This is a genomic window from Verrucosispora sp. WMMD703 (assembly GCF_049178935.1).
Taxonomy (GTDB): Bacteria; Actinomycetota; Actinomycetes; order Mycobacteriales; family Micromonosporaceae; genus Micromonospora; species Micromonospora sediminimaris.
Genome location: NZ_JBMHMM010000004.1, coordinates 401,014 through 427,324, shown reverse-complemented (window position 1 = coordinate 427,324; position 26,311 = coordinate 401,014). Strand labels below are relative to the sequence as shown.

Below are 26,311 nucleotides of genomic sequence, written 5' to 3'. Positions count from 1 at the left end.
CCAGATGGTGGGATCGCGTGCAAGGGAACCACGCCGCCCCGGGTGCGAGGAAGGGCCCCCTCTCAACGCCTGCGGCAGAGGGGCCCTGGTGCGGTGTCCGAGCGACGCCGACGAGGGCGTACCGGGGTCGGCTCCTCGGTCGATGGCGGCCGGCGGGGATGTGATGAAGCGCACTGGTCCTGTCCGGCGAGCCGCACGCGCGACGGCCAAGCGCTAGCGGGTCAGCCCAGGACGGCCGGACGGCGACGGGTCAGGCGGGCTCGGTGGGGGCGAGCAGCGCGGCCAGCGTGGCGGCGCGCAGCAGCTCGGACCGACGCCGATGGTCGACCTCGCCGCCGAGGAACGGGGTGGAGTTCATCAGGCCGAACGCGGCGTGTGCCAACACCCGCGCCTCACCGTCCGGCAGCCCCGGGTGCAGGGCGGTCAGCACGGTGACCCACTCCTCGACGTAGAGCCGTTGGAGTCGGCGGATGTGCCGTCTGGGCTCCTCCGGCAGCCGATCCAGCTCGTGCAGGTGCAGCGCGATGACGGCCGGATTGGCGAGCGCGAAGTCGACGTGGAAGTCGATAAGCGACTCCAGCGAGGCGCGCGGGTCGCCGGGATGGGCGGCGGAGCGCTGCCGTCCGCCGTCGAGCAGCCCTTCGCTGACCGGCGTCAGCGCGGCGACCAGCATCGCCTCCTTGCCGGCGAAGTGGTGGTAGAGCGCCGGGCCGGTCACGCCGGCAGCCGCGCCGATGTCGTCCATCGACACACCGTGGTAGCCCCGCGAGGCGAACAGACCCACCGCGATCTCAAGAATCTCGTCCTTGCGGGATCGGCGTCGTCCCGCCCCCGTGGCCCCGCCGTTCGCCCCCCGGGCCTGCTGCTCCACCGTCACCGGGCCAGCGTAGACCCGACTGTCGACAGCGTGGGGCCGTGGTTACCCGCCAGTCCGATTGCCGGGAACGTCGACTCACGTCGGGCGTTGGTTGAGGCCGGAGAGCCGGAGCGCGATCCGGTGTCGCACCGGCGGCAGCACCGAGATCAGGCGTAGCAGCAGGTCCCGGGCCGGTCGGGCGGCGGGCGGCACGGTGGCGAGGCGGGTCAGTCGGTCGGCGAATCCGGCCACCTCGTGTGCGAGCGGCCGACGTCTGGCCGCGTACTCGTCCAGCCGGGTCTCGGCGGCTCCGGCGAGCACGTCGGCCAGGGTCTCGCCGAGGTCGACGGCATCGCTGATGCCGAGGTTCATGCCCTGCCCGCCGGCCGGGCTGTGCACGTGTCCGGCGTCGCCGGCCAGCAGCACCGGCCCGGAGCGGAACGTCCCGGCGACCCGTCGGTGCAGTCGGAAGCGCGAGGACCAGAGCACCTCGCGTACCTGGTCCGGCCGTTGTCGGAGACCACGCTCGTCGAGCAGGCGTTGCAGATAGGCCGCGTCCGGCTCGGCGGGCGGATCGGTGACGGTGGCGACCAGGCGTACCCGCCCGTCGGGCAGCGGCGCCCAGACCAGTGGCCCGCCCCGGGCAAGGAAGATCGACGCGCCGTCGCGGGGCAGGCCGCTGTCGACGCGTACGTCGGCAAGCACGAACGACTCCTCGGAGCCGGCCGGCCCGGTGAACGTGATGCCGGCCAGCTCACGGACAGTGCTGTTGATGCCGTCGGCCCCGATCACCCATCGGGCGCGCAGGCTCGTGCCGTCGAAGTCGGCAACCGCGCCGTCGCCGTCGCGGCGCAGGCCGGTGAGCCGGTACGGGCGCAGCACCCGTACACCGGCCTCGGCCAGTTGGTCGGTGAGCACCTCCTCGGTCACCGACTGGGACACCATCAGCGCGTACCGGTGCCGGCCGGGCAACCCGCCGAACGGCACGGTGACCAGCACCCGGTCCCGGTCGCGGACGCTGAACCGGGCCGACCGCAGCCCTCGGGCCACAAGCGTCTCGCCGGCGCCGATCCGGTCGAGCACCTCCAGGGTGTACGCGTGCACGACCGCGGCCCGCGAGGTCACCGCCGGCTTCTCCCGCTGGTCTACGACGGTCACCTCGACCCCTCGGCGGGCCAGGGTGAGTGCGGCGGTGAGCCCGGTGGGGCCCGCGCCGACGACCAGGACGTCCGTTCGTTCGGGCAGCATGGCGACCTCCTCGGCCGGATGCCAACAACTGTTGGCCAACACTTGTTGGCAACGTTAGGCCGCCCCGGAATGAGAAGTCAACAGCCGTTGGCATACCGTCGGTCACATGACGGAGGGCGTACCCGGAAGGGCTTCGAAACCTGTCGCGGAGTCGTCAGCCGACGGCGGACGCCGAAGCGCGGCGTGGGGCGGCAGCCGGCGCGACGCGGGGCCGGCGGCGTCGGGCGGCGGACGCCATGGCGGGGAGCCCGCGGCGGACGGCGAAGGCCGCAGCTCGGAAACGCCGTCCGGCGGCGTACGCCGCAGCTCGGAAACGCCGTCGGGCGGCGGACGCCGCAGCTCGGAGGTGACCCGGGCGGCCATCCTGCGGGCCGCCCGCGACCGCTTCGCCGCCGACGGGTACGACCGGGCGACGATCCGAGCCATCGCCGCGGACGCGCGGATCGACCCGTCGATGGTGATGCGGTACTTCGGCAGCAAGGAGAACCTGTTCGCCACGGCGGCCGAGTTCGACCTACGACTGCCCGACCTGAGCGGCGTGCCGGCCGATCGACTCGGCACGGCGCTGGTCAGCTACTTTTTCACCCGGTGGGAGGGCGACTCGACGCTGCCGGCGCTGCTGCGCACGGCGAGCACCAACCCGAGCGGGGCGGAGCGGGTACGCGCCATCTTCGCCACCCAGCTCGGCGTGGCGGTCGGCCGGGTGGTCGCCGACCCCGACGAGGCCCCACGGCGCGCCGGACTGGTCGCCAGCCAACTGCTCGGCGTCGCCCTGACCCGATACGTCCTGCGCCTACCCCCGATGGTCGACATCTCCCCGGCCGAGTTGATCACCTGGCTCGCCCCCACCGTCCAGCGTTACCTACGCGACCCGGATCCGCGCTGACCCCCTGCGCTACCGACCCGCCTCGTTGATCATGAGGTTAGCGGCATGGTTGATCCTGTTTCTGCCGCCAACCTCATGATCAACAAGCGAATCACTTCGGGTTGGGACCCTTGACGACGGGGGCGCGGACGAGGTTGCCCCACTCGGTCCAGGAGCCGTCGTAGTTGCGTACCTTCGGGTAGCCGAGCAGGTGCCGGAGTACGAACCAGGTGTGGCTGGACCGCTCGCCGATCCGGCAGTACGCGATCACGTCGTCATCCGGCGTCAGGCCGAGCTGGTCGGCGTAGATGCCACGCAGCTCGTCGGCCGACTTGAAGGTGCCGTCGTCGTTGGCGGCGGACTTCCATGGCTTGCTCACCGCGCCCGGGATGTGACCGCCGCGCAGCGCGCCCTCCTGCGGGTAGTCCGGCATGTGCAGCATCTCGCCGGTGTACTCGCCCGGCGAGCGCACGTCGACAAGCGGCCGGCCGGCGTCGACGTGCGCCGACACCTCCTCGCGGAACGCCCGCACCGGCGCGTCGTCGCGCTGCGGCACCGGATAGTTCGCCCGGGGCCGGGTCGGCTTGTCGCGGGTCAGCTCCCGTCCCTCGGCGATCCACTTCTGCCGGCCGCCGTCGAGCAGCCGCACGTCCCGGTGGCCGAAGAGAGTGAAGACCCAGAGGGCGTACGCGGCCCACCAGTTGAAGTTGTCGCCGTAGAAGACAACCGTGTCGTCACGGCCGATGCCCTTGGCGGCGCAGAGTTCGGCGAACCGTTCGGCGTCCAGGTAGTCCCGGGTCACCTGGTCGTTCAGCTCCAGATGCCAGTCGACCTTGACGGCACCCGGGATGTGACCGCTGTCATAGAGCAGTACGTCCTCGTCGGACTCGACGACCACGAGACCGTCGTCGCCCAGATGCTCGGCCAGCCAGTCGGTGGTGACCAGTCGCTGCGGGTCCGCGTACGACTGAAGTCGGGGATCGGGATCGTTCGGCACAGACATGGTCCCCAAAGTACGCCGCGCTTCGGCCGGCCAACGGAATTCGGGTGCAGCGGATGTGGTCCGCCAGGCGTGACACTCCTGACTGCCGCCGAACACGAGGACCGCCATGACCGCAGCGCCACCAGGTGCCGACCCACCGCCGGTGGACTTCACCGAGTTCTACCAGGCGCACTTCCAGCGGGTGGCGGTGCAGCTCTACGCGTACCTCGGCGATCACGCCGAGGCGCAGGACCTCACCCAGGAGGCGTTCTGCCGGACCCTTGAGCGTTGGGACCGGATCAGCGCGTACGACGACCCGTCGGCGTTCGTCCGCCGGGTGGCCTGGAACCTGGCCACCAGCCGGCTCCGTCGGGTCCGTACCGCCGTCCGGTACCTGGCTCGGCAGCGGGAGGAGCACGTACCGGGCCCGAACCCGGACCGGGTGGTGCTGTTGGAGGCGCTCACCATCCTGCCCGCCGCCCAACGCCGGGCGATCGTCCTGCACCACCTGGCCCAGCTCACCGTCGCGGAGATCTCCGACCAGCTCGGCGTACCCGAGGGGACCGTCAAGTCCTGGCTGTCGCGAGCCCGCACGGCCCTGGCCCGCCACCTCACCGAACGGCAGGAGGCCGGCCGTGCGTGAGATCAACCTGGACCAGTTGTTCGCCGAGTTCGAGGCGACCGCCGCGCCGACCTTCCGTCCGCCGGGCGTGGACGCCGCCCGACGCCGGGTGAACCGCCGTCGGCGTCGCCGCCGCGGCCTGCTGGCCGGGCTGGTCGCGCTGCTACTCACCGGGCCGGGCGTGTACGCCACCGCCGGTCGGGACGCCGACCGTGACCCACCCGATCCGACCCCGTCACCGGCGACCCCGTCACCGGCCCCGGACGGTCAGGTGATCGAGCGGAAGGTGAACCCGGTGGGGGTCGCCGGCAGGTTGGCCGGTTTACGCTTCGTCGACGCCCGGCACGGCTGGGCCCTCTTCGACACCTGCGGTCCCGACGACAGCGACCGGACCGGCTGCCGGCTCGACCTCGCGCGTACCGCCGATGGGGGCGCGACCTGGCAGCGGACGCCGCTGCCGGACACGGCGAACAACCCCCGGTGGGCCGGACCGTACTACCTGCTACCGCTGGACGGCCGGAACCTGACCGTGGGCGTGCCCGACGGCTACCTGGTCACCACCGACGGCGGTGCCTCCTTCACCGAGCATCCTCGGGAGTCGCCGCCCGAGGTCACCCGGCTCGCTGCGGCCACCCGGCGCGGGTACCTGCTCCAATGCCCGGGAAGCGGCGCGCTGATCAAACTGAACTGTGCCGAATTGGAACTCGCCCGGATCGACGCGGCGAAAGTGCGGACCCAGCCCCCGATGTTCCTGAGCGGTGCGGCCAGCAACGATCTGATCGACGGCGGCGACGGTCGGATCTGGGTGACGACCCGAAACGGTGACTGGCTGACCGTCGCGGTAAGCGACGACGACGGCGGGACCTGGCAGGAGCTGCCTGACGTTGCCGGTGCCGCTCGACTGCTGGTCTCACCCGACGGCAGTGACGCGTGGCTGGTCAACATCAATGAGGGTTTCGACGCCCAGACCCATAAGCGAGTGTGGCGGTTGGCTGGCGACCGGTGGCAGGAGCGGACGCAACTGCCGCCCGACACGAACTCCGCCGCCGCGGTGAACGGTGGCCTGCTGGCGGTGACCAACCCGTGGGGCAACGTGGGCTACTGGACGGACGACCGCTATCTCGACGTCCCGGAACTCCGGCGTCGCCTCACCGGCGGCGAGCACCCTCCGACGGTGCAGGTGCTCCCGGACGACACCATCGTCATCACCACCCCGACCGACACCACCCTCGGCACCGGCCCCACCCGGACAAGAACCTGGACCCGCCACCTCCACTGACACCCCACCCACCCCAACCCACCCAGCCCACCCACCCACCCACGCCCGGCCGCGTTGATCAAGAAGTTTTGGTCTAGGCAGGCGGAAAACCAGACCAAAACTTCTTGATCAAGGCGGTGGTTGGAGGGGGTGGAAGGGGGTGAGGGTGGGGCGCTTGGCGGTGCGGGTGTCGCCGGAGGAGCGGCCGGTCAGGCGGCGCTTGAGCCAGGGGGCCAGGTGTTGACCGGCCCAGCGGAGGTCGGCGGTGCGGGCGGACAGCCAGGGGGTGGGCTCCGGGTTCGGCGGGACCAGCAGCCACTCCTCGTCGCAGCCGACACCGAGGGCGGTCAGCACCTGACCGGCCACGCGGCGGTGCCCGGCCGGAGACAGGTGCAGCCGGTCGGTGCTCCAGAGCATCGGGTTCAGGTACGTGTCGTCGGCGTACAGGTCGACCAGGATGGCGCCGTGCCGCTCGGCGGTCTCCCCGACCGCACGGTTGAGCAGAGCGACCCGGGGTGCGATCAGCCGTTGGCCGGGCAGCCGCGCCATCACGTCGGCGAACCGGAACAGCAGTACGTCGGCGCCGCGGCTGCGCAGCCGGCCGACCACCTCGTCAAAGCGCGAGACCAGGGTGTCCGGGTCGAAGCTGCGCCGCAGCACGTCGTTGCCGCCCGCCGCGAAGCTGATCAGGTCGGGCTTCATCGCCAGCGCCGCCGGCACCTGCTCGGCCACCACGCCCGGGAAGGTCCGCCCCCGGATGGCCAGGTTGGCGTACGCGAAGTCAGGGCCCGCCTCGGCGGCGAGCCGGGTGGCCACCAGATCCGCCCAGCCCCGGAAACTGCCGTCCGGGTAGGCGTCGTCCAGGCCCTCGGTGAAGCTGTCCCCGACCGCGACGTAACTGCGCCAGCGCACCTGCTCACTCCTCCGACGTGCGAGTAGGAAGGAACTCCTGCCTACCACCGGAAGTTTTGCATCGGCCACCCTCGTGGTGGTGCCCCGTGCGGGGGAACGTGGCGGACGTCATCGACACTTCACGGGTGATGGTCTCCATCTCCGCCGGGCGGGTGCAGCTGACCGATCGACGGACCGAGCGTCGGTGGTCGGTTGAGGTCGAGGCGTACCGACTCGCCGCCTTTCCGGTCACCCAGGCCGAGTACGCCCAGGTCACCGGCGAGCGTCCGAGCGCCTCCACCGGTGACCGTCGGCCGGTCGAGAGCGTCTCCTGGTGGGACGCGATCCGGTTCTGCAACGCGCGCTCGGCGCAGGAAGGGCTGCGGCCGGCGTACCGGGTCGACGGCGAGCACGTCGACTGGGACGTCGCCGCCGACGGCTACCGGCTGCCGACCGAGGCCGAGTGGGAGTACGCCTGCCGGGCCGGCACGACCGGCCCCCGGTACGGGCCACTCGACGACATCGCCTGGTACCGCGACAACTCCGGCGGACACGTCCACGAGGTCGGCGGCCGACAACCCAACGCCTGGGGCCTGTACGACATGCTGGGCAACGTGTGGGACTGGTGCTGGGACGTCTACGACGCGCAGGTCTACGGCAGCTACCGGGTGCTCCGTGGCGGCGGATGGTTCGACGAGCACTGGAGCTGTCGCGCCTCGGTACGCCGCCGCAGCCACCCGACCTTCACCGTCGACGACGTGGGCTTCCGGCTGGCGCGCTCGGGCTGAACAGGGTCTGCGGTCACCGGGCCGCCGGCCGGTCCCCGGGCCCGCCGACCTCATTCGGTCGGCCCTGAACCCCGTCGGTGTCAGGCCATGCGGCAGCGGCCGGTGCAGGCCGGGGGCAGGGCGATCGAGCTGGGGCAGCGCCCGTTCGACAGGCTCTTCCTCAAGCGGGCCGACGAGGTGCTGAACAGCGACGGCGCCTGCTGCTGGGGCTGCTGCGCATCGCCGAGTTGCACGGCCAGCCCGGTTGGCTGCGGCCGTGGCTGGACGCCGAGCGCACTGCCACCCAGTTGCGCTGCTACCACCCGACGCTGATCCCGGGGCTGCTCCAGACCGAGCACTACGCCCGCGCGGTGATCCGCGCCGATGACATGCTCAGCGACGACGAGGTGGAGCGGCGGGTGGCGATCCGGATGGACCGGCAGGCGATCCTGACCCGACCGGACAACCCACCGATCCTCTTCGCGGTGATCGAGGAGGCTACGCTGCGCCGGGTCGACGAGAGCTTCCGGGGCATCATGACGCAGCAGATCGGCCACCTGCTCGACTGCGTGCAACGAGGTGGCGTGCTGATCCTCGTCATCCCGGCCGAGGTGAGCGTGCATGTGGGCCACGCCGGTCCGTTCACCCTGGCTTGTGGAGCCGACGGCGACTGGGTCGGCCACCTGGAGAACCATCTCGGTGGCGCGACCATCGACAGGGCCGAGGAACTCGCTACCCTGCACGCCAGATGGGACGGCATCCGCAGCGTCGCCCTCCCCAAGGGACACTCCGAGCTGCTGATGAAGGAAGTGATGGAGTCGTGGTCCACGATCTGACCGGCGCGACCTGGCGCAAGTCCACCCGCAGCGCGGGCGGAGAGTGTGTCGAGGTGGCCGACAACCTGCCCGGCATCGTCGGCGTACGCGACAGCAAGGACTCAACCGGCCCGGTCCTCACCTTCGCCCCGACCGCCTGGCGTCGCTTCGTCGTCCACACCAAGCTCGGCTGACCCGCCGACAAGCTGGTCCGCCGACACGCCGATTCAGCGGGAGGCGACCGCCAGCACCGCGTCGGCGAAAGCCTGCGGCGCCTCCTGCGGCAGGTTGTGCCCAACGCCACCGCCGACCGTGCGGTGCTCGTACGGCCCGGTGAACTGCTTCGCATACGCCTCGGGTGGTAGGTGGGGCGCACCGTTGGCGTCGCCTTCCAGGCTGATCGTCGACACGGTGATCGGCGGTTTGCCGGCCAGCCGTTCCTCCAGGTCTGCGTACTGCGGCTCGCCGTCGGCGAGGCCCAGCCGCCACCTGTAGTTGTGGATGACGACGTCGACGTGGTCCGGGTTGTCGAGCGCCGCCGCGCTGCGGTCGAAGGTGGCGTCGTCAAAGTCCCACCTCGGCGAGGCGGTCTGCCAGATCAGCTTGGCGAAGTCGCGGGTGTTCCGCGCGTACCCCTCCCGGCCGCGTTCGGTGGCGAAGTAGTACTGGTACCACCAGGCGTGCTCGGCCGCCGGGGGCAGCGGCACCCGACCCGACGCCTGACCGTCGATCAGGTAACCGCTCACCGCGACCAGGCCCCGACAGCGCTCCGGCCAGAGCGCGGCCACGATGCCGGCGGTGCGGGCGCCCCAGTCGAACCCGGCCAGGGTCGCCCGCTCGATCTCCAGCGCGTCGAGGAAAGCGACGGTGTCGACCGCGAGGGCGGCCGGCTGGCCGTTTCGTACCGCATCGGCGGACCGGAACCGGGTGGTGCCGTGGCCACGCGCGTAGGGCAGAAGCACCCGGTGGCCGGCGCTGGTCAGCAGGGGCACCACCTCGGCGAAGCTGTGGATGTCGTACGGCCAGCCGTGCAGCAGGAGCACCACCGGCCCGTCCGGCGGGCCGGCATCGACGAAACCGACATCGAGTACGCCGGCCTCGACCTTCCGCACGTCAGTGAACAACGCCCCCACCCCCGCCCGCTCAACGGCACCCACCCCGTCACCGAACCTAGGACGTCGCGTCGGTCACCAAGCCCACTTCCGCAGATCTTGGTCCGGGAACGCCCCTGGAAGGGCGCTGCTGGACCAAGATCCGCCTCAGGGACGCTGGCGGGAGAGGGCCCAGGCGATCACGCCCGCGACGACGCCGACGATGACGCCGGTGAAGAGGCTGCTGATCGCAGCGAAGAACCGCACGATGACGGCCTGCGCTCCCGGCGCGAGATCGGTCAGGTTGCCGCCGAGGGTCGGTTGCTCGTCGAAGGCCACGTGCCAGAGCAACTGATGGGTCAGGGCCAGCAGGACGCCGTACAGCAGACCGACTACGAGCAGGGTCAGGAACGGGTTGGGCACCCGCCGCACCAGCGCCACGGTGATCCACACGATCGGCGGTACGACCACCAGCAGCAGGTTGACGAAGGTGCGCTCGTGCACCAGACCCAGGTCGTGCAACACCACCCGGGGAAGGCCGAGCAGCGCCAACCCGAGCAGGGCGGGCAACGGAAGCCCGAGAGCCGGGCGAGGTGACATGGTCATGCCGGCAACGCTAGGAACGATCGGTGGCCGCGCCATCCGCCTGCGGACCCGCCCGGAGTACGTCGGCGGGCGACCCCGGATGTCGCCTTCCGACGACTCCGAGCGCCCCGACCTCGCCGTACGCTGAGATCGTGGCCGGCCAGTCGACGCAGCGGAGGGTACGTCCCTGGGTCGCCGACGTGCTTCTCGGCGCGGGCGTCGCCGTGACCGTGTCGATCGTCATCACCGCGAACGAGGGTGGCCGGCACGGGCCGGACCAGGTCGCGTACCTCTGGGCGGTCGGCCTGGGCGCGCTGATGCTGGTCCGGCGGCGCTACCCGGTGGTGGTGCTGGCCGTCAGCGTGCTCGGCCTGTTCGCCTACTACGCCGCCGGTTACCCGGCCATCGGGCTGGCCGTGCCGGTGGCCGCCGCCCTGTTCTCCGCGGCCGAACACGGCCGGATCGCCGCCTCCGTCGCCGCCGCCGTGCTGGTGATCGTGGTCTCGGTGGTCTTCCGGCTCGCCGAGGGGCAGGATTTCTCCTTCGTCGTCGGCTACGAGCTGGCCGGGCACGTACTGCTGATGGGTGCGGCGATCGCCCTCGGCGACAGCCTGCGGTCCCGGCGCGCCGCGCAGGCGGACGCCCGCCGGATCGCCGAACTGACCGAGGCCCGGTACCGGCATGAGGCGCAGGCCCGCCTGCGGGACGAGCGGATGGCCATCGCCCGCGACCTGCACGACTCCCTCGGCCACACCACCTCGGTGATCGCGCTGCACGCCGACGTCGCCCGGGAGGCGCTGGGCCGGGACGAGACCGCCGCCCGATCGGCGTTGGAGCTGATCCGGTCCACCGCCCGCCGCAGCATGGACGACCTACGACGGACGGTGACGCTGCTGCGGTCACCCGGCGACCCGCCGCGCACGGTCGTCTCGCTGACCAACCTCGACGCGGTCACCCGGGCCGCCTCGGCCGCCGGGTTCGACGTCGACGTGCGGGTGGCCGTCGACACGCCGCTGCCGGCGCCGGTGGAGGCGGCGGCGTTCCGGATCGTGCAGGAGGCGGTCACCAACGTGGTCCGGCACTCCGCCGGCAGCCGCGTCCAGATCCGCGCCGAGCAGCACGACGATCAGCTCACCGTCACCGTCAGCGACACCGGCTCCGATCCGGCCCCCGGTACAGAGCCGACGCGCGACGCAGGGTCAACCAGGCCGCCGACCTACCCCGAAGCCGCGAACGGCCGGGTCGAGCCGCCAGCGGTCGTCCGGTCCGGGCACGGCATCGCCGGGATGCGAGAACGGGCCGAGAGTCTCGGCGGCACACTCACCGCCGGGCACCGGCAGACGGGATTCGAGGTACGCGCGATGCTGCCCCTGCGGGAGCCGACGTGACCAGCGTGCTGGTGGTCGACGACCAGGATCTCGTGCGCGCGGGGATACGCACCCTGCTGGCGGCCGACCCGCAGCTCACCGTGGTCGGGGAGGCCGCCGACGGCCGCTCCGGTCTGCGCCTGGCCCGCCAGTTGCGGCCGGACGTCGTACTCATGGACATCCGGATGCCGGTGATGGACGGCCTGGCCGCCACCGCGGCGATCCGCGCCGACGACACGCTGGCGGCCACCCGGGTGCTGATCCTCACCACCTTCGACGACGACGAGGACATCATCGAGGCGGTCGGCCTCGGTGCCGCCGGCTACCTGCTGAAGGACACGCCCTCGGACGATCTGCGGCGGGCGGTGCACACGGCCGCGGCCGGCGGGAACCTGCTCTCGCCCACGGTCGCCCGCCGGGTCATGGAACGGCTCGCCGCCACGCCGAGACAGCCGCCGCCCGACCCTCGACTCTCCGTACTCACCGACCGGGAGCGTGCCGTGCTGGCCCGGGTCGGCCTGGGTGAGACGAACGACGAGATCGGCCGCGCCCTGTTCATCAGCCCAGCGACCGCCCGCACCTACGTCAGCCGCCTGCTGGCCAAGCTGAACGCCCGCGACCGCACCGCCCTCGCCGTAATCGCCCACCGAGCCGGGCTAACCACCCCCAACCCCACCTAACCCCCCACCCACCCCACCCACCCCACCCCCGCCCCCGCCTGGTTGATCAAGAGGTTTTGGTCGCGGATCCACCGAATCCCCGACGCATTCTTCTTGGTCAACTCCGCGTGCCGCTGATCAAGAAGTTTTGGTCGCGGATCCGCTGGCGCTGGGGCGAAAATCTCTTGGTCAACTCCGCGGAGGGCGAGGGGCGCGGGGGTGGGGGAAATGGGTGGGTGGGGTGGGGGGTGGGGTTTTAGGGTGCGGTGGTGATGCTGCGGATGTCGACGTCGCTGATTCGGACCCTGCGGGAAGATCCGGCGGACGCGGAGGTGCCGAGCCATCGGCTGCTGCTGCGGGCCGGATACATCCGGCGGGCGGCACCGGGCGGCTACACCTGGCTGCCGCTGGGCAGGCTGGTGCTGGAGCGGGTCACCGAGATCGTGCGGGCCGAGATGACCGCGATCGGCGACCAGGAGGTGCACTTTCCGGCCCTGCTGCCCGCCGAGCCGTACCGCACCAGCGGGCGGTGGACGGAGTACGGCGACGACATCTTCACCCTGGCCGATCGGCGCGGTGCCGAGCACCTGCTGGCACCGACCCACGAGGAGTTGGCCGCGCTGCTGGTCAAGGAGCTGTTCACCTCGTACCGCGATCTGCCGGTGACGCTGTTCCAGATCCAGAGCAAGTATCGCGACGAGGCCCGCCCCCGCGCCGGTCTGCTGCGCGGGCGCGAGTTCCTGATGAAGGACGCGTACTCCTTCGACCTGGACGACGCGGGTCTGCGGGCCGCGTACGGCCGGCACCGCGCGGCGTACCAGCGGATCTTCGACCGGCTCGGCCTCGACTACACGGTGGTGCACGCGATGTCGGGCGCGATGGGTGGCTCCGCGTCCGAGGAGTTCCTCGCCGCCACGCCGGCCGGCGAAGACACCTATGTGGGCTGCACCGACTGTCACTTCGCGGCCAACACCGAGGCGGTGACCACACCCGCCCCGGTGGCCGGCGACCCGCAGGCGCAGCCGGCGATCGAGGTGCACGACACCCCCGAGACGCCGACAATCGCCAGCCTGGTCGCGCTCGCCAACGACCGCAGGCTGGCCGGCCGGGACAACTGGTCGGCCGCCGACACCCTGAAGAACGTGGTGCTGACGGTACGCCGGCCGGGTGCCGAAGCGCCGGAGTTGCTGGTGGTGGGGTTGCCCGGCGACCGCGAGGTCGACCTGAAACGGCTGGCCGCCGCGCTGTCACCCGCCACCGTGGACGTCTTCGACGCCTGGGACGAGCATCCCGAACTGGTGCGGGGGTACCTCGGGCCGCAGGTCTTCGACAAGCTCGGCGTCCGCTACCTGGTCGACCCCCGGGTGGTGCCGGGTACCGCCTGGCTGACCGGGGCCAACGAGCCGGGCCGGCACGCCACAAACGCGGTGTGCGGTCGGGACTTCACCCCCGAGGGCACGGTCGAGGCCGCCGAGGTACGCCCCGGCGACCCCTGTCCGGCCTGTGCCACCGGCCGGTTGACCATGCGCCGGGGCATCGAGGTCGGGCACATCTTCCAACTGGGTCGCCGCTACACCGACGCCTTCGCGGTGGACGTGCTCGGTCCGCAGGGCAAGCCGGTCCGGCCCACCATGGGCTGTTACGGCATCGGGGTGTCCCGCGCGGTGGCAGCCATCGCCGAGCAGCACCACGACGATCGGGGACTGGTGTGGCCGACGTCTGTCGCGCCGTGCGACGTACACCTGGTGGCGGCCGGCAAGGGCCCGCAGCTCGACGCGGCGCTCGACCTCGGCGCCCGGCTCGCCGACGCGGGCCTGCGGGTGCTTGTCGACGACCGGACCGTCGTCTCCGCCGGGGTGAAGTTCACCGACGCCGAGCTGATCGGCATTCCGCGCACCGTCGTGGTCGGACGCCGCCTGACCGACGGGTACGTCGAGCTGCGCGACCGGGCGACCGGGGAGCGCACCGAGCTACCCGTGGCGGACCTGCTGGAGAAACTGTTGAACGGGTAGACGGAAACCTGGTGTAGCCGTCAGGTGACGGGGTACCGCATCCTGATCGGCTCAACTTGCTCTGGAGGGGCTCTCATGACCGGTTACCGGGTCGCTGACGTGATGACCAAGCAGGTCATCTACCTGCCGGCGGAGACCACCCTCGATGAGGCGGCCAGGGTGATGAAGGAGGCCGACATCGGCGACGTCGTCGTCACCGACGGCGCGAACCTGGCCGGCATCCTGACCGACCGTGACATCGTGGTGCGCGCGGTGGCGGAGAACGCCAACGCCAACACCACCACCATCGGTTCGATAGTCACCCGCGAGGTCGTGATGATCGAGCAGTTCTGCACCGCGGGTGAGGCCGCGTCGCTGATGCGTGAGCGCGGCATCCGGCGCGTTCTCGTCTGCGACAACGAGCGCAAGCTGGTAGGCATCGTCTCCCTCGGCGACCTCGCCATGCAGCTCGACCCCACCTCGGCGCTCAGCGAGATCAGCGAGCAGTCGCCCACGGTGTGAGGGAGGACGGCCGGCCGGCGGCGGTAGCCTGGCGGGATGCCCGAGATGCCGAGCAAGCTGGCCGAGATCGTCGACGAGTTCGCCGGGGCACCGCGTGACCTGGTGCTGGAGATGCTGCTGGAGTACTCCGACGCCGTGCCGCCGCTGCCCGCTGGGCACCCCGGCCACGAGGGCATGGAGCAGGTCGTGGAGTGCCAGACCCCGTTCTTCCTGCGCGCCGAGGTGACGCCCGAGGGCACCGTCGACACCCTGTTCGACTGCCCGCCGGAGTCACCCACCACCCGGGCGTTCGCCGGCATTCTCGCCGAAGGGCTGGCCGGTGCCACCCCGGAACAGGTTCTCGCCGTCCCGGACGACCTTTACCAGCGGATGGGCCTGGCGCAGGCGATCAGCCCGCTGCGGGTACGCGGCGGCACCGCCATCCTCGCCCGGCTCAAGCGGCAGGTCCGCGAACGGACGGCGTGACCTGGGCGCGGTCCCGCTGCCGCCGACACCGGCGGCCGAGCCACCCGGGCTCACCGTGACCTGGGCGGCAGTCGGGAACAGACCTGCCGGCCAGCGAGTTGTCTCCGGTCATGGAGATCGACATCTACGCCGACGTGGTCTGCCCCTGGTGCTGGATCGGCCGCCGCCGACTGGCGCAGGCGCTCGCGTCGTACGACGGCAAGGTGACCGTCCGGCACCGGCCCTTCCAGCTGGACCCGTCACCGGTTCCGTCCCCGCGCCCGATTCTCGACGCGCTGGCTGAGAAGTTCGGTGGCCACGAGCAGGCCCGGCAGATGGTCGCCCGGGTCGTCGAGGTGGGCGCGAGCGTCGGCTTGGAGCTGCGCTACGACCGGGCGATCGCGGCCAACACCTTCGACGCGCACCGGCTGACCAACTGGGCCGGCCGACAGGACCGCGACGGGGAGATGGTCGAGGCCCTGCACCGGGCCCACTTCGTCGACGGCGTCGACCTCGGCTCCCGGGAGGCGCTGGCCGGGGTGGCCGCCACCGTCGGGCTGGACGGCGACGACGCCCGCTACTTCCTCGACTCCGAGGAGGGCGTGGCCGAGCTGAGGGCCGAGCTGGCCGCCGCTCGGCAGCTCGGGGTGACAAGCGTGCCCACCTTCGTGCTCGCCGGCAGGTACGGGGTCACCGGGGCGCAGGAACCAGCCACCCTGCTCGCCGCCCTCGCCGAGGTGGAGCAGCGCGAGGCCGCCGCGCACTGACGGCATCGACGTCGTTGATGTTTCACGTGCAACGACATCGACACCAGTCGACGGTCAGATGGGCCTGGCCAGGTCTTCCACCACCCGCGCACCGGGCAACGCGGCCAGCGCCGCGCCGGGCAGCGCAATCTTGCTGTGCCGTACGCCCGACCCGATCACCACGTACGGCATGGCCACCACCCGCGTGTCGACCAGGATCGGCCACTGCAACGGCAACCCGATCGGCGTGATCCCGCCGTACTCCATCCCGGTCAACTCCACCGCGTCGTCCATCGGCGCGAAACTCGCCTTCCGTACGTCCAGCGCCCGGCGGGCCACCCCGTTCACGTCCGCGCGGGTGGTGGCGAGCACCAGGCAGGCGGCGTACCGGGTCACCCCCTCGCGCTTTCCGGCCACGACCACGCAGTTGGCCGACTCGTCGAGCCCGACGTCGTACGCCGCGCAGAACGCCGCGGTGTCGGCGAGCTCGGCATCGATCGGCGCGACCTGCACCGCGTCGACGTCCACCGGCGAGTCGGCCGGCCACTGCGCGAGCGCGGCGGCGACCGGCGCGGCCAACAGGTCGGTACGGTTGCGAGCGAGCTCGGTCTTCAGCGTTCCCATCACGTGTTCGATGGTCGCATCCGGAGCCGGCGACGCGGACCGGGACCAGCTTCCGGACCGGTGCGCGGGCCGACACCAGGCTGAAGCCGGGACCGGCGTCCCACGGTCAGCCCTCGTTGGTCAGGAAGCCGTGCCGTTCCAGCATCGCCCGGTCCCGGGAGGCGGCCATCTCCTCTGCCCGCGCGGCCTGTACGCGGCGCACCTCGATGTCCTCCATCGCGTGCCGCACCGCGAGTCGGATCACTCCGTAGAGGAAGACGAACCCGCAGACGTACAGGAGGCTGGTGATGACGAACGTGAGCATGGCTCGACGGTAGGGCGAACGTGAACCCGAGCAGGTGTCATCGCGTCGCTGTTCGCCCGTACGTGTCCGACAGGTAGTCGACCCAGGTCCGCCGCCCCGTCGGTTGGGCGTCGGTGACCAGTCCACCGCCGCGCAACTCCCGGCCGAGGCGACCGGGAAAACGGATCGGCAGCAGCGGGCGACGGGAGCCACGCGCCTGCCGCCAGGCCCGCACCGCCTCGTCGAAGCGCTGCACCTCAGGGCCGCCGTACTCCACGATGCCGCCGCGCGCTCCGGCCCGGAGCAGCTCGACCAGCTTGTCGGCAACCTCGCCCGGGTCGACCGGCTGGGCCAGCACCGCCCGATCGCCGATGACCGGGCCGATCTTGCTGGACAGGCGCAGCATCTCATCGATGAACGGGAAGAACTGGGTGGCCCGCAGCACCGTCCACGGCACCTTCCCGTCGGCGATGACCTGCTCGGCAGCCAGCTTGTGCCGGTAGTACGAGTAGGGCACCCGGTCCACGCCCACGATCGAGACGTACACCAGGTGCTGCACCCCGGCACCGGCGGCAGCGTCGACCAGCCGGCGGGTGCCGAGCACGTCGATCTGGTGGGTCTGCCGGGTCGGCGAGGACGCCAGGTGCAGCACCGCGTCCACGTCGGTCACCGCTGCGGCGATCCCTTCGCCGGTGGTCAGGTCCGCCACCACCCACCGGACCCCCGATCCGGTACGCGGCCGGCGGCTGGTGGCCCGCACCTCGAACCCCGCGTCGACCAGCCGGGGCAGCGCCTCCCGGCCCAGCCTGCCGCCCGCACCAGTGACCAGAACCCGCATGTCAACCTCCCTCGTCGCCTGCCCGCTCGACGGATCGGACCGTCACCGGCGTGACCAGCTGTGAGCGGCCTCACTTCATCAAATCGAGGGCGGTGATCACCACGAAGAGCACGATGACCGCCTCACTGACCAGCCAGGAGTGGCTGTTAGCCCAGTCCCGGATGCGCGGCAGCACCACCGCCGCCCGGCGGCCGAGCAGCAGCAGAGCGAACAGCGGGAGGGCGAGCAGGGTCAGGGTGAGCAGCACGAAGGGCAGCAGATGCCACCACGGCAGGTCGTGCCGTGCCGCGCTGGCCCCGACCGTGGCCATGGTCAGGTCATCGGACGGCATACCCAGGAACAGCAGCAGACCCACCTTCGCCGCGTACCCGGGGCCGGCGTGCTGGAGTTCACCCATCCATCGCGGCGGCCCCGAGTGCCGGCGCAGGAACAGGACAACCGCCAGCACCGCGAGCAGCGCCAGCACGAACCAGTCGATCCACCGTTCGACAGTGCCCCGACCCGCACCGGTGAAGTTGATTTTGAACAGGTGAACCACCAGCCAGGCCAGTGTCGTACCACCGAGGACGACGAGCGCCGCACCCGCCAGATAGCCAAGCGAGGCGGCCCGTGGCCGGTCGGACGAGGCGAAGAAGACCGCCGCCACCAGTTGCGTGCCGGCGACCATCACCACGGCCAACGGCAGCAGCGTCAGGAAGGTCATCGCCAGCTCATCCTGCCGGCTGCCACGACCGCACACGGCCGCTTTCGGGCCAATCCACCCGCCACCCGACTCCGCGCAGCGGGCCGCCGGGCCGGTCAGGCCGACGCCACTCGCGGCGAAGCCACGACCCGACCGGCGAGCAGGGCCCCGAGCAGCGCCAGCCCGGCCGCCACGGCGAGGGTGACGCCGTAGTCGAACCGCCCAGGTGCCGCCCCGGCGGCGAGCACCGCACCGGTAAGCGCCAACACCGTCGCCGACGCGAGCGAGTCGCACAGTTGCAGGGACGAGCTGTTGCGGCCCTGCTCGCCGGGGGCCGACAGCTCCAGGGTGAGCGCCGACAGCGACGGATAGAGCAGACCCATGCCGAGCCCGGCGACCGCCCAACCGAGAATCCCCACCCACACCGGCACCGCCGGGACCACGCAGCTGCCCACCACCGCGGTACCGACCGTGATGCAGGTGAGGCCGGCCCTCGGCAGGGTGCCCCGGGACCGGGGCGACCGGATCCGCGCCTGCAACCACGAGCCGAGCGACCAGGAGAGCGCGCCGGTGGTCAGCACCAGCCCCGCCGCCGTCGGCGTGAACCCCCGCTCCCGCGACAGCATCAACGGGATCACCACCTCGGCGCCGACGAACGCGGCCGAGGCCAGCCCCCGCAGGCCCACCACGGTGGGCAGGCCGCGACCGGCCCGCAGGAATCCGGCCGGCAACAGTCGCGGAACGCAACTCAGCAGGCCGGCCAGGGCGATCCCGACCAGCGGCACGGCGGCGGCGCCACGCTGCTGACCCCCGATGTGCAACAGTGCGGCGCTCACCCCCGCCCCGCAGGCCCAACCGATCCGCGCCAGCGCCCCGGCGGAGCGGCGGACCGGACCGGCCACGCCGATCGACCGCAGCCCCGGGTGGATCAAGAGCACCGCCGGCACCGCCACCGCCGGCACCGCCAGGAACACCCACCGCCAGCCGACGTGCTCCACGACCAACCCCGCCACCACGGGCCCGACCAGCGACGGCACCACCCAGGCCGCGGCGAACGCGGCGAAGATGCGCCGGTGCAACTGCTCCGGGTACGCCTGCGCGACGATCACGTACAGCGCCACCGACAGCAGACCCGAGCCGAAACCCTGCACGATCCGGCCCACCACAAGCGTCGCCATGTCGGTGGCGGCACCGGCGAGCAGCAGCCCGGCGACGAACCCGGCGAGACCGGACCACATCGACGCCCGCGGCCCTCGTGCGTCACACCAGATGCCGGAGAGCACCATCGCCACCACGCCGGCCGCGAACGGGCCGCCGAAGGCGATCCCGTACAGCGCCAGCCCGTCCAGGGCCCGGGCGACAGTGGGCATGGCGGTGCCGACCGCCAACGCCTCGAACGCCAGCAACGAGACAAGCGCCACGCTGCCCACCGTCATGGCGCGCAGTCGAGGGGCGAAAAGCGACTCGGCGCGTACCGGAGACGGGGCGATCAGCATGCGGCAAGCCTCGGACCTCAACCTGCCTTCAGGTCAAGGGTGACGCGGCTTACCCTCAGGCAGCCTCCAGCGCCTCACCCTCAGGCGGACTCCAGCGCCTCGCCTAGCCCTTTGGCCAGCCCGGACAGGTGCTGGTCGGCAAGCAGGTGCCCGGCGGTGATCACCAGCGCCAAGGGCCACTCGATCACCTGGAACACGGTCAGCACCCCGATGCCGGCGTAGTAGGTCAGCTTGTCCGGCGGCGGCACCGCCACCTCCCCCAGCCACGGCACGTTCACCCGGCGGGTGAACATCTGCAACGACTCCCGGGTCCCACTGAGCTGTCGTGTCAGCGCACTCATCTCGCCTCCCCGTAGCGATGACGCCCACCTCGGATTCCTCCGCCACGGCCGTCCATGCCCGGCCGAGCAGGAAACTTTTCCCAGCTCGGCTGGGCATAAGGGACGTCCGGCCGGGAAGCCAGGCCGCCGGGCACGAACGGTGGGAGGCAAAATGCGGTTTGGCGCCGTCGGAGTACCTCCGGTGGTGGAAGCCGCCTCCCGTCGCGTCGGTGCCACCGCGACCCGGCTCGCCCGGGCGGCCGGGCTGACCAGCCGACGGGTGTGGTCCCGCCCCGGCCGGCACCACATCGAGGTTCACGGCGTCTGCCAGGACGGCGGCGACACCCTCGCCCGCCAGGTCGAGACGGCGCTGGAACGAATGCCGGGGGTCAACTGGGCACGGGTCAACGCGCCCTCCGGACGGGTGGTCGTCGCGGTCGACACACCGGGACCCAAGGTACGCGAACTTGTCGCCACCATCGCCCGGGTCGAACGCACCTGCCCGCACGAACCGGATCCGGAGATCCCGCCGCCGCACCCACCCGAGGAAGGACCACGCACCCCGCGTACCCTCGGCGCGCTCGCCTCCGACGCGCTCGGCCTGACCATCTCCGCCGCCACCCGGATCCTGCCCGTGACCCCGGTTCCCGGTGAGGTCTCCGGACTGCTCAGCGCCATCGACCTGCACCCGAAGCTGCACGCCCTCGCCGGGCTGGGACTACGCCGCGACCCACGCGCCGAGGTTCTCTTCCCACTCGCCGAGGCGGTGGTGCAGGGCCTCACCGGCGGCTGGACGGGGATAGTGCTCGACGGCGCTCAGCGGATAGTCCAGTGGGGCGAAGGGTTGGCCCAGCTGCGAGCCTGGGAGAAGGCCGAACCCCGGCTCACCGGCGACCCGGATCGCGCCGTCGCCCGTACTCCCGCCTTCGAGCGGCCCTGCCCGAAACCCGACGGCTCCGTCGAGCGGTACATCAACCGGATGCTCGCCGGTGGCGCTGCGGCCTTCGCCGCGGCGACGCCCGTGGTCGGCCCGAAACGGGCCGCCGCCCTGGGCCTGTCCGCGCTGCCCAAGGCGCCGGGCAGCGGGCGCGAGGGGTACGCGGCCCAACTCGGCCGGATCCTGGCCCGACGCGGCGTCATCGCCATGGACCGCAGCGTGCTCCGCGAACTCGACCGCATCGACACGCTTGTGCTGGACGCTCGGATCCTCGGCTCCGACCGGGGTGTCCTGGCCGACCTGGCCCCGCTGCCCGGCCTCGACACGTCACGGGTGGCCGCCCAGGCGTTCACCCTCTTCGAACCGACCGCACCCAACGACGTACGCCACCTCGACGGATGGCGGCTCGGCCCGCTTGACCGCCTCGACGTGCGGGACCCTGGCGACACCGACGACAGCCGGCGGCTGCGCGAACGCGGCGGCACCCTGCTCGGTCTGGCCCAGGCCAACGCGCTCGCGGCCGTACTGCGGGTCGAACCCGAGCCGGCCCCCGGCGTCGAAGCCCTGCCTGCCGTCGCCCGGCAAGCCGGCCTGCGGCTCGTCGTGGCCGGCGGCGACCCGCAGCGGCACGCCTCCGCCGACGCGCTGATGCCCGGCGACGACCAGCTCACCGAGTCGGTACGCACCCTGCAACGGGAGGGTGCGGTGGTGATGCTCGTCTCCGGCGACCGCACCGCCCTCGCCGCCTCGGACTGCGGACTGGGCCTCGCCGACCCCGACGATCCGCCGCCGTGGGGGGCACACCTGCTGGTCGGCACCGATCTGCGGGTCGTCGCCCTGATCATCGAGGCGGCCGGGGTGGCCCGGCGGATGACCGCGCAGAACCTGCGCATCGGACTGGCCGGCACCGGCCTCGGCGCGCTAGGTGCCTTCACCGCCGACCCGGCCCTGCTACCGGGCCGTACGCTCGCCTCGGTCAACGGCGCGGCGGCGCTGGCCTTCGCCCACGGCGTCTGGCGGGCCGGCCGGCTGACCGAAGCGACCACTGCACCCGCGCCCGCGATCACCGCCTGGCATCTGATGCCGGTGCCCACCGTCATCGACCAGCTCGGCACGAACCACAGTGGGCTGACCGAGGTCGAGGCCCAGCGACGACAGGCCAACCGCGCAGGTGAGACCGCCGGCCCGGGCGGGCTGCTCCGCGCCTTCGTCGACGAACTCGCCAACCCGCTCACCCCGGTGCTCGCCGCCGGGGCGGTGCTCTCCGCCAGCTTCGGTTCGCTCGTCGACGCCGCCCTGGTCGGCGGCGTCGTCGGAGCTTCCGCCCTGGTCGGCGCGGTACACCAGCGCAACACCGAGAAGTCGCTGGCCCAGCTGCTGTCCCGCTCGGCGGTGACCGCCCGGGTCCGCCGCGACGGCGTCGAACGGGTGGTACCCGCCGACGACCTCGTCCCCGGAGACGTGATCGTGCTCGAATCCGGCGACGCGGTACCTGCCGACTGCCGGGTCCTGACCTCCGTCGGCCTGGAAGCCGACGAGTCCGCCCTGACCGGCGAGTCGCTGCCGGTCAGCAAGACCGACCAGCCGGTGGTCGCCGCCGCCGTGGCCGAACGCTGCTCCATGGTCTACGAGGGCACCAGCATCGCCGCCGGCCGTGGCGACGCCGTGGTCGTGGCCACCGGCGCCGACACCGAGGCCGGACGCAGTCTCGCCCTTGCCCGGCAGGCACCGCCGGTCAGCGGGGTCGAGGCCCGGCTGGGCAAGCTGACCCGCACCGCGGTCCCGATGGCCGCCGGGTCGGCGGTCGCGGTGGCCGGTGCCGGGCTGCTGCGAGGCGTACCGCTGGCCCAGACGGCCGCGACCGCCGCGAACCTGGCCGTCGCCTCGGTGCCCGAGGGACTGCCGTTCCTGGTCAGCGCCGCCCAACTGGCCGCCGCCCGACGACTCGCCGAGCACGGTGCACTGGTCCGTAACCCGCGCACCATCGAGGCCCTGGGCCGGGTCGACGTGCTCTGCTTCGACAAGACCGGCACCCTCACCGAGGGGCATCTGATGCTGGCCGGGGTCGGCGACGCCGACGCGTACGCCCCCGTGGAGCACCTCGACGACCGACTGCGACGCACCCTGGCGGCGGCGCTGCGGGCCACCCCGGCCGCCGACGACCCCGAGGAACTCTCCATGCAGACCGACCGGGCGGTGCTGCGAGGTGCCCGCGCCGCCGGTGTCACCGAGCCGGACGGCGCGCCCGGCTGGCAGGCCGCAGGTGGTCTGCCGTTCGAGCCGTCGCGCGGGTACCACGCCAGCGTCGGCGAGACCGACAGCGGGTTGCTGCTCAGCGTGAAGGGCGCACCGGAGGCGGTCCTACCCCGCTGCACGGCGAACCGGGTCGCCGGACGCGACGAACCGCTCGACGACGCGGGCCGGGCCGAACTGCACCGGCTGCTCGGCGAACGGGCCGGCGCGGGACACCGCATCCTCGCCGTCGCCGAGTGCACAGTCGCCGACCCAGACATCACCGACGAGGGTGTACGCGGCCTGGTCTTCACCGGCTTCCTGGCGATCGCCGACGGGGTACGCGCCAGCGCCGCGCCGGCCGTCCGCCGGATCCGCCAGGCGGGCGTGCACACCATCATGATCACTGGCGACCATCCGGCGACCGCCGAGGCGATCGCCGCCACCATCAGCGCCGGAGACGCCCAGCGGGTGGTCACCGCCACCGAACTCGACCAACTCGACGACACCGCCCTCGCCGAACGGCTGGCCGCCACCGACGTGGTGGCCCGCTGCACCCCGGCCCACAAGGTCCGCATCATCCAGGCCCTGCAAAAATGCGGGCGTACCGTCGCGATGACCGGTGACGGCGCCAACGACGCCCCCGCCATCCGGCTGGCCGACGTGGGCATCGCCCTCGGTCAACGGGGCACCCCGGCGGCGCGCGCCGCCGCCGACCTGGTGGTCACCGACGACCGGCTGGAAACCATAATCGCCACCCTGGTCGAAGGTCGGGCGATGTGGTCCTCGGTCCGTCACGCGCTGAGCATCCTCGTCGGCGGCAACCTCGGCGAGATCGCCTTCAGCGTGCTTACCGCCGCCGCAACCGGCCGCGCCGCGCTCAACGGACGCCAACTGCTGCTGGTCAACCTGCTCACCGACATGGCACCCGCGCTGGCCATCGCCGTGCGGCCACCCGGCGGCGACCACGCCGACGGGCTGCTCCGCGAGGGCCCGGACAGCTCACTAGGCCAGACCATGACCCGGGAGATCGGCCTGCGCGCCGCCGCCACCACCCTCGGTGCGACCACCGGCTGGACACTTGCCCGCTACACCGGCACCCGGCGGCGCGCCGGCACCGTCGCGCTGGTCTCCCTGGTCGGTACCCAGCTCGGCCAGACCGTGCTGGCCGGCGGCACCAGCCCGACCGTGCTCGCCTCCACCGCCGCGTCCTTCGGCGTGCTGGCCGCGGTCGTACAGACCCCCGGACTCAGTCAGTTCTTCGGCTGCACCCCGCTGGGCCCGGTGGGCTGGACCATCGCCACCGGATCGGCGCTCGGCGCCACCCTCGCCAACGGTGCCCTCACCCGGCTCGTCGCACGATTCCCGCAGGTCGAAGGCGAGCAGGCGACCGAGCAGGCGGACGGTGATCAGGCGACCGGGCAGCGGGTCGACGGCGGCCGAGCGGTCGAACACGCCGACAGCGAGCAGGAACCAACTGGCCTGGGCATACCCGCCCCAGCCGCACCCGGCCGACCGCCGCGGTGAGTGCCATCATCGGCGTCAGGGGGCGGGACGCCAGGTCGCGGCGGCGCGGCGCAGCCGGTCGTTGACAGCCCGCCCCACCCCGGTGTCCGGCACCGGCTCCGCGACGATCTCGGTAACCCCGACGGCGTCAAGTCGGTGCAGCGTGTCGAAGAGGCGAGCTGCCGCCTCGGTCAGATCACCGGAGGCGGAGAGCACCTCCACCGCCGCCCAGCCGCCCGCCGGCCGGTCCCGGAACGCCAGATACCCACACCCCGCACCGCCGGCCCCCGCCGACTCCGCGCCGGACACCAACCGCAACGGCGTACGCGGCGCGTAGTGCGCGGCCAACGTCCCCGGCGCGACCGGCTGCCCCGAGCTACCCGGCCGCACCGTCACCGGCCCGGCGATCTTCTCCAACTCCTCGACCGGCAACGCACCGAGCCGCAGCACCACCGGCAGGTCCCCTCGGGCGTCCACGATCGTCGACTCGATCCCACACCGGGTCGGCCCGCCGTCGAGCACCACGTCCACAGCTGCCCCCAGCCCGCGCACCACGTGCTCGGCACGGGTCGGACTGAGCTGGCCGAACCGGTTCGCGCTCGGCGCGGCCACCGGAACCCCGGCAGCGGCGATCAACCGCCGAGCGTGCTCGTGGTCCGGCACCCGCACCGCCATGCTGTCCAACCCGGAGGTCACGATCGGTGGGATTTCCTCCGGCCGGTCCACAATCAGCGTCAACGGCCCCGGCCAGAACCGGGCCGCAAGCGCCGCCACGGCCGGCGAAACCGACCCCACAAGCGGTTCCAGGTCCGCCACGTCGGCGAGATGGGTGATCAGCGGATCGAAACTCGGCCGCTGCTTCGCCTCGAAGATCCGGGCCGCCGCCCGCGCGTCCAACGCGTTCGCCCCCAGCCCGTAGACGGTCTCCGTCGGAAAGGCCACCAACCCACCCGTACGCAGCACGGCGGCCGCCTCGCCGAGGTCACCGTCGGCAGGCAGGACGCGGGGAGATCCGTTGCTCACCCCTGCGACGCTAGCCTGCCGCCGACCACCTGCCCTGCGTCACCCCGGACCACCGCTCGCTGATTTCAGCGCTGACAACGTCGGCTCCTCCGGCGGAGAGGTGAAACCCTCATCGCAGCGGTTGTTGGTCATCAGCTCGCGGAATCCGGAAACAGGAGCAGGTCGAACCACAGTCCCTGACCGTCGAGTTCCAACGGCTGGCTGCTGCCCGAGAGGCTGGGCGGGCCGGCATAGGTGCCGGTGAGGGTGTAGAGGCCCGGGTCGACGGCCACTTGGAAGATGCCGTCCGGGCCGGTGACAACCTCTACCCCAGCCGGCTCCAGTCGGATCGTCGCCCCCTCCACCGGCAACCAGGTGTTCGCGTCAATGGCTCGGCCCTGGAGACTCCAGACGGCGTAGACCGTGAAGGCGTCCTGCGTCATGGAGCTGATCCGACCTCTGCGGTCGACCGACACCGCGTACACCGGACGCTCACCGGTCACGGTGCCTACGTCGATCGTCACAGTGGCCGTTCCGTCCTGCGCAGCCGGCACCTCGCTGCCCAGGGTGGTGTTGCCGACGCTGTACCGAAACCGGGTCACCGTGGTGTCACCGCTCGCGCCGAACCGGATGGCAAGCTGTCCACCTGCAGAAACGCTGTTCCCGTTTGGGAAGTCGATTA

At 72.1% G+C, this 26,311-nt stretch carries 28 protein-coding genes; 14 read left to right on the top strand and 14 right to left on the bottom strand.

Features of this window, described 5'->3' with window-relative positions; all coding sequences use genetic code 11:
* Nucleotides 1-250 precede the first annotated feature (250 nt).
* Both ACN26Z_RS02530 and ACN26Z_RS02525 read right to left on the bottom strand, forming a co-directional pair.
* Nucleotides 251-877: a TetR/AcrR family transcriptional regulator gene (locus ACN26Z_RS02530; protein ID WP_093409235.1), complete on the bottom strand. Its 627-nt coding sequence runs from the start codon at nucleotides 875-877 to the stop codon at nucleotides 251-253.
* A 75-nt stretch (nucleotides 878-952) separates the two neighbouring features.
* Entirely contained in the window at nucleotides 953-2,104 is a 1,152-nt protein-coding gene (locus ACN26Z_RS02525) for an FAD-dependent oxidoreductase (protein ID WP_421459770.1), read from the bottom strand.
* 346 nt (nucleotides 2,105-2,450) lie between these two features.
* Between ACN26Z_RS02525 and ACN26Z_RS02520 the strand changes: the two genes are divergently transcribed.
* Complete coding sequence (locus ACN26Z_RS02520) at nucleotides 2,451-2,990, top strand: TetR family transcriptional regulator (RefSeq protein WP_232511402.1); 540 nt, start codon at nucleotides 2,451-2,453, stop codon at nucleotides 2,988-2,990.
* A gap of 91 nt (nucleotides 2,991-3,081) precedes the next feature.
* Here the strand turns inward: ACN26Z_RS02520 and ACN26Z_RS02515 are convergent, their stop codons facing one another.
* Entirely contained in the window at nucleotides 3,082-3,972 is an 891-nt protein-coding gene (locus ACN26Z_RS02515; RefSeq protein WP_282236294.1) for a sulfurtransferase, read from the bottom strand.
* 106 nt (nucleotides 3,973-4,078) lie between these two features.
* Between ACN26Z_RS02515 and ACN26Z_RS02510 the strand changes: the two genes are divergently transcribed.
* On the top strand, nucleotides 4,079-4,594 hold the full coding sequence (locus tag ACN26Z_RS02510; RefSeq protein WP_093409244.1) for a SigE family RNA polymerase sigma factor: 516 nt from the start codon (nucleotides 4,079-4,081) through the stop codon (nucleotides 4,592-4,594).
* Complete coding sequence (locus ACN26Z_RS02505) at nucleotides 4,587-5,852, top strand: hypothetical protein (protein ID WP_421459769.1); 1,266 nt, start codon at nucleotides 4,587-4,589, stop codon at nucleotides 5,850-5,852. The genes ACN26Z_RS02510 and ACN26Z_RS02505 overlap by 8 nt, the downstream gene beginning before the upstream one ends.
* Before the next feature lie 108 nt (nucleotides 5,853-5,960).
* Here the strand turns inward: ACN26Z_RS02505 and ACN26Z_RS02500 are convergent, their stop codons facing one another.
* Entirely contained in the window at nucleotides 5,961-6,743 is a 783-nt protein-coding gene (locus tag ACN26Z_RS02500; protein ID WP_421459768.1) for an SGNH/GDSL hydrolase family protein, read from the bottom strand.
* A gap of 128 nt (nucleotides 6,744-6,871) precedes the next feature.
* Between ACN26Z_RS02500 and ACN26Z_RS02495 the strand changes: the two genes are divergently transcribed.
* The 3 genes from ACN26Z_RS02495 to ACN26Z_RS02485 all read left to right on the top strand — a co-directional run bounded on the left by ACN26Z_RS02495 (nucleotide 6,872) and on the right by ACN26Z_RS02485 (nucleotide 8,498).
* Nucleotides 6,872-7,510, top strand: a complete 639-nt coding sequence (locus ACN26Z_RS02495; RefSeq protein ID WP_421464498.1) for a formylglycine-generating enzyme family protein — start codon at nucleotides 6,872-6,874, stop codon at nucleotides 7,508-7,510.
* A 227-nt stretch (nucleotides 7,511-7,737) separates the two neighbouring features.
* The gene (locus tag ACN26Z_RS02490; RefSeq protein ID WP_421459767.1) at nucleotides 7,738-8,325 is read left to right on the top strand and encodes a DUF5753 domain-containing protein; all 588 of its coding nucleotides are present in this window, start codon (nucleotides 7,738-7,740) and stop codon (nucleotides 8,323-8,325) included.
* On the top strand, nucleotides 8,310-8,498 hold the full coding sequence (locus ACN26Z_RS02485) for a DUF397 domain-containing protein (protein ID WP_421459766.1): 189 nt from the start codon (nucleotides 8,310-8,312) through the stop codon (nucleotides 8,496-8,498). Before ACN26Z_RS02490 ends, ACN26Z_RS02485 begins: the two co-directional genes overlap by 16 nt.
* A gap of 33 nt (nucleotides 8,499-8,531) precedes the next feature.
* Here the strand turns inward: ACN26Z_RS02485 and ACN26Z_RS02480 are convergent, their stop codons facing one another.
* Both ACN26Z_RS02480 and ACN26Z_RS02475 read right to left on the bottom strand, forming a co-directional pair.
* Nucleotides 8,532-9,461 (bottom strand): alpha/beta fold hydrolase, encoded by a 930-nt coding sequence (locus ACN26Z_RS02480; RefSeq protein ID WP_421459765.1) that lies wholly within the window; start codon nucleotides 9,459-9,461, stop codon nucleotides 8,532-8,534.
* 102 nt (nucleotides 9,462-9,563) lie between these two features.
* Nucleotides 9,564-10,001, bottom strand: coding sequence for a hypothetical protein (locus tag ACN26Z_RS02475; protein ID WP_421459764.1), 438 nt, complete (start codon nucleotides 9,999-10,001; stop codon nucleotides 9,564-9,566).
* Between ACN26Z_RS02475 and ACN26Z_RS02470 the strand changes: the two genes are divergently transcribed.
* The 7 genes from ACN26Z_RS02470 to ACN26Z_RS02440 all read left to right on the top strand — a co-directional run bounded on the left by ACN26Z_RS02470 (nucleotide 10,000) and on the right by ACN26Z_RS02440 (nucleotide 15,730).
* Nucleotides 10,000-10,128, top strand: coding sequence for a hypothetical protein (locus tag ACN26Z_RS02470; protein ID WP_282236301.1), 129 nt, complete (start codon nucleotides 10,000-10,002; stop codon nucleotides 10,126-10,128). The two genes, ACN26Z_RS02475 and ACN26Z_RS02470, sit on opposite strands and share 2 nt — an antisense overlap.
* 4 nt (nucleotides 10,129-10,132) lie before the next feature.
* A complete protein-coding gene (locus ACN26Z_RS02465) occupies nucleotides 10,133-11,368 on the top strand; it encodes a sensor histidine kinase (protein ID WP_282236302.1) in 1,236 nt (411 codons plus the stop codon).
* Nucleotides 11,365-12,027, top strand: a complete 663-nt coding sequence (locus tag ACN26Z_RS02460; protein WP_093409263.1) for a response regulator — start codon at nucleotides 11,365-11,367, stop codon at nucleotides 12,025-12,027. The genes ACN26Z_RS02465 and ACN26Z_RS02460 overlap by 4 nt, the downstream gene beginning before the upstream one ends.
* A gap of 248 nt (nucleotides 12,028-12,275) precedes the next feature.
* The gene (locus tag ACN26Z_RS02455; RefSeq protein WP_421459763.1) at nucleotides 12,276-14,018 is read left to right on the top strand and encodes a proline--tRNA ligase; all 1,743 of its coding nucleotides are present in this window, start codon (nucleotides 12,276-12,278) and stop codon (nucleotides 14,016-14,018) included.
* Nucleotides 14,019-14,093: 75 nt separating this feature from the next.
* Nucleotides 14,094-14,519 (top strand): CBS domain-containing protein, encoded by a 426-nt coding sequence (locus ACN26Z_RS02450; protein WP_093409265.1) that lies wholly within the window; start codon nucleotides 14,094-14,096, stop codon nucleotides 14,517-14,519.
* Between the two features lie 36 nt (nucleotides 14,520-14,555).
* Nucleotides 14,556-14,984, top strand: coding sequence for a SufE family protein (locus tag ACN26Z_RS02445; RefSeq protein WP_093409268.1), 429 nt, complete (start codon nucleotides 14,556-14,558; stop codon nucleotides 14,982-14,984).
* 110 nt (nucleotides 14,985-15,094) lie between these two features.
* Nucleotides 15,095-15,730 carry a DsbA family oxidoreductase gene (locus tag ACN26Z_RS02440; protein ID WP_282236304.1) on the top strand — a complete coding sequence of 212 codons (636 nt, stop codon included), beginning with the start codon at nucleotides 15,095-15,097 and terminating at the stop codon, nucleotides 15,728-15,730.
* A 54-nt stretch (nucleotides 15,731-15,784) separates the two neighbouring features.
* Here ACN26Z_RS02440 and ACN26Z_RS02435 read toward each other — a convergent pair whose 3' ends face one another.
* The 6 genes from ACN26Z_RS02435 to ACN26Z_RS02410 form a co-directional block, all read right to left on the bottom strand.
* Nucleotides 15,785-16,333, bottom strand: coding sequence for a YbaK/EbsC family protein (locus tag ACN26Z_RS02435; RefSeq protein ID WP_421464496.1), 549 nt, complete (start codon nucleotides 16,331-16,333; stop codon nucleotides 15,785-15,787).
* Between the two features lie 106 nt (nucleotides 16,334-16,439).
* Nucleotides 16,440-16,637 (bottom strand): hypothetical protein, encoded by a 198-nt coding sequence (locus tag ACN26Z_RS02430; protein WP_093409275.1) that lies wholly within the window; start codon nucleotides 16,635-16,637, stop codon nucleotides 16,440-16,442.
* 37 nt (nucleotides 16,638-16,674) lie between these two features.
* Nucleotides 16,675-17,454: an SDR family oxidoreductase gene (locus ACN26Z_RS02425; protein ID WP_421459762.1), complete on the bottom strand. Its 780-nt coding sequence runs from the start codon at nucleotides 17,452-17,454 to the stop codon at nucleotides 16,675-16,677.
* Nucleotides 17,455-17,524: 70 nt separating this feature from the next.
* A complete protein-coding gene (locus tag ACN26Z_RS02420) occupies nucleotides 17,525-18,157 on the bottom strand; it encodes a GAP family protein (protein ID WP_421459761.1) in 633 nt (210 codons plus the stop codon).
* A 95-nt stretch (nucleotides 18,158-18,252) separates the two neighbouring features.
* The gene (locus tag ACN26Z_RS02415; RefSeq protein WP_421459760.1) at nucleotides 18,253-19,632 is read right to left on the bottom strand and encodes an MFS transporter; all 1,380 of its coding nucleotides are present in this window, start codon (nucleotides 19,630-19,632) and stop codon (nucleotides 18,253-18,255) included.
* An 80-nt stretch (nucleotides 19,633-19,712) separates the two neighbouring features.
* Nucleotides 19,713-19,973, bottom strand: a complete 261-nt coding sequence (locus ACN26Z_RS02410; protein ID WP_210936332.1) for a hypothetical protein — start codon at nucleotides 19,971-19,973, stop codon at nucleotides 19,713-19,715.
* A gap of 151 nt (nucleotides 19,974-20,124) precedes the next feature.
* Between ACN26Z_RS02410 and ACN26Z_RS02405 the strand changes: the two genes are divergently transcribed.
* Nucleotides 20,125-24,648 carry an HAD-IC family P-type ATPase gene (locus ACN26Z_RS02405; RefSeq protein ID WP_421459759.1) on the top strand — a complete coding sequence of 1,508 codons (4,524 nt, stop codon included), beginning with the start codon at nucleotides 20,125-20,127 and terminating at the stop codon, nucleotides 24,646-24,648.
* A 15-nt stretch (nucleotides 24,649-24,663) separates the two neighbouring features.
* Here ACN26Z_RS02405 and ACN26Z_RS02400 read toward each other — a convergent pair whose 3' ends face one another.
* A complete protein-coding gene (locus tag ACN26Z_RS02400; RefSeq protein ID WP_282240644.1) occupies nucleotides 24,664-25,626 on the bottom strand; it encodes an L-threonylcarbamoyladenylate synthase in 963 nt (320 codons plus the stop codon).
* A 155-nt stretch (nucleotides 25,627-25,781) separates the two neighbouring features.
* Nucleotides 25,782-26,231 (bottom strand): hypothetical protein, encoded by a 450-nt coding sequence (locus ACN26Z_RS02395; RefSeq protein WP_421459758.1) that lies wholly within the window; start codon nucleotides 26,229-26,231, stop codon nucleotides 25,782-25,784.
* Between the last annotated feature and the right edge of the window lie 80 nt (nucleotides 26,232-26,311).

What these genes read in the sequence shown, in the direction of transcription:
- ACN26Z_RS02525 (WP_421459770.1), bottom strand. Translation starts at nt 2,104, where the DNA reads ATGCTGCCCGAACGAACGGACGTCCTGGTCGTCGGCGCGGGCCCCACC.
- ACN26Z_RS02515 (WP_282236294.1), bottom strand. Translation starts at nt 3,972, where the DNA reads ATGTCTGTGCCGAACGATCCCGATCCCCGACTTCAGTCGTACGCGGAC.
- ACN26Z_RS02510 (WP_093409244.1), top strand. Translation starts at nt 4,079, where the DNA reads ATGACCGCAGCGCCACCAGGTGCCGACCCACCGCCGGTGGACTTCACC.
- ACN26Z_RS02495 (WP_421464498.1), top strand. Translation starts at nt 6,872, where the DNA reads ATGGTCTCCATCTCCGCCGGGCGGGTGCAGCTGACCGATCGACGGACC.
- ACN26Z_RS02470 (WP_282236301.1), top strand. Translation starts at nt 10,000, where the DNA reads ATGCCGGCAACGCTAGGAACGATCGGTGGCCGCGCCATCCGCCTGCGG.
- ACN26Z_RS02475 (WP_421459764.1), bottom strand. Translation starts at nt 10,001, where the DNA reads ATGACCATGTCACCTCGCCCGGCTCTCGGGCTTCCGTTGCCCGCCCTG.
- ACN26Z_RS02450 (WP_093409265.1), top strand. Translation starts at nt 14,094, where the DNA reads ATGACCGGTTACCGGGTCGCTGACGTGATGACCAAGCAGGTCATCTAC.
- ACN26Z_RS02445 (WP_093409268.1), top strand. Translation starts at nt 14,556, where the DNA reads ATGCCCGAGATGCCGAGCAAGCTGGCCGAGATCGTCGACGAGTTCGCC.
- ACN26Z_RS02440 (WP_282236304.1), top strand. Translation starts at nt 15,095, where the DNA reads ATGGAGATCGACATCTACGCCGACGTGGTCTGCCCCTGGTGCTGGATC.
- ACN26Z_RS02435 (WP_421464496.1), bottom strand. Translation starts at nt 16,333, where the DNA reads ATGGGAACGCTGAAGACCGAGCTCGCTCGCAACCGTACCGACCTGTTG.
- ACN26Z_RS02430 (WP_093409275.1), bottom strand. Translation starts at nt 16,637, where the DNA reads ATGCTCACGTTCGTCATCACCAGCCTCCTGTACGTCTGCGGGTTCGTC.
- ACN26Z_RS02425 (WP_421459762.1), bottom strand. Translation starts at nt 17,454, where the DNA reads ATGCGGGTTCTGGTCACTGGTGCGGGCGGCAGGCTGGGCCGGGAGGCG.
- ACN26Z_RS02420 (WP_421459761.1), bottom strand. Translation starts at nt 18,157, where the DNA reads ATGACCTTCCTGACGCTGCTGCCGTTGGCCGTGGTGATGGTCGCCGGC.
- ACN26Z_RS02415 (WP_421459760.1), bottom strand. Translation starts at nt 19,632, where the DNA reads ATGCTGATCGCCCCGTCTCCGGTACGCGCCGAGTCGCTTTTCGCCCCT.
- ACN26Z_RS02410 (WP_210936332.1), bottom strand. Translation starts at nt 19,973, where the DNA reads ATGAGTGCGCTGACACGACAGCTCAGTGGGACCCGGGAGTCGTTGCAG.
- ACN26Z_RS02405 (WP_421459759.1), top strand. Translation starts at nt 20,125, where the DNA reads ATGCGGTTTGGCGCCGTCGGAGTACCTCCGGTGGTGGAAGCCGCCTCC.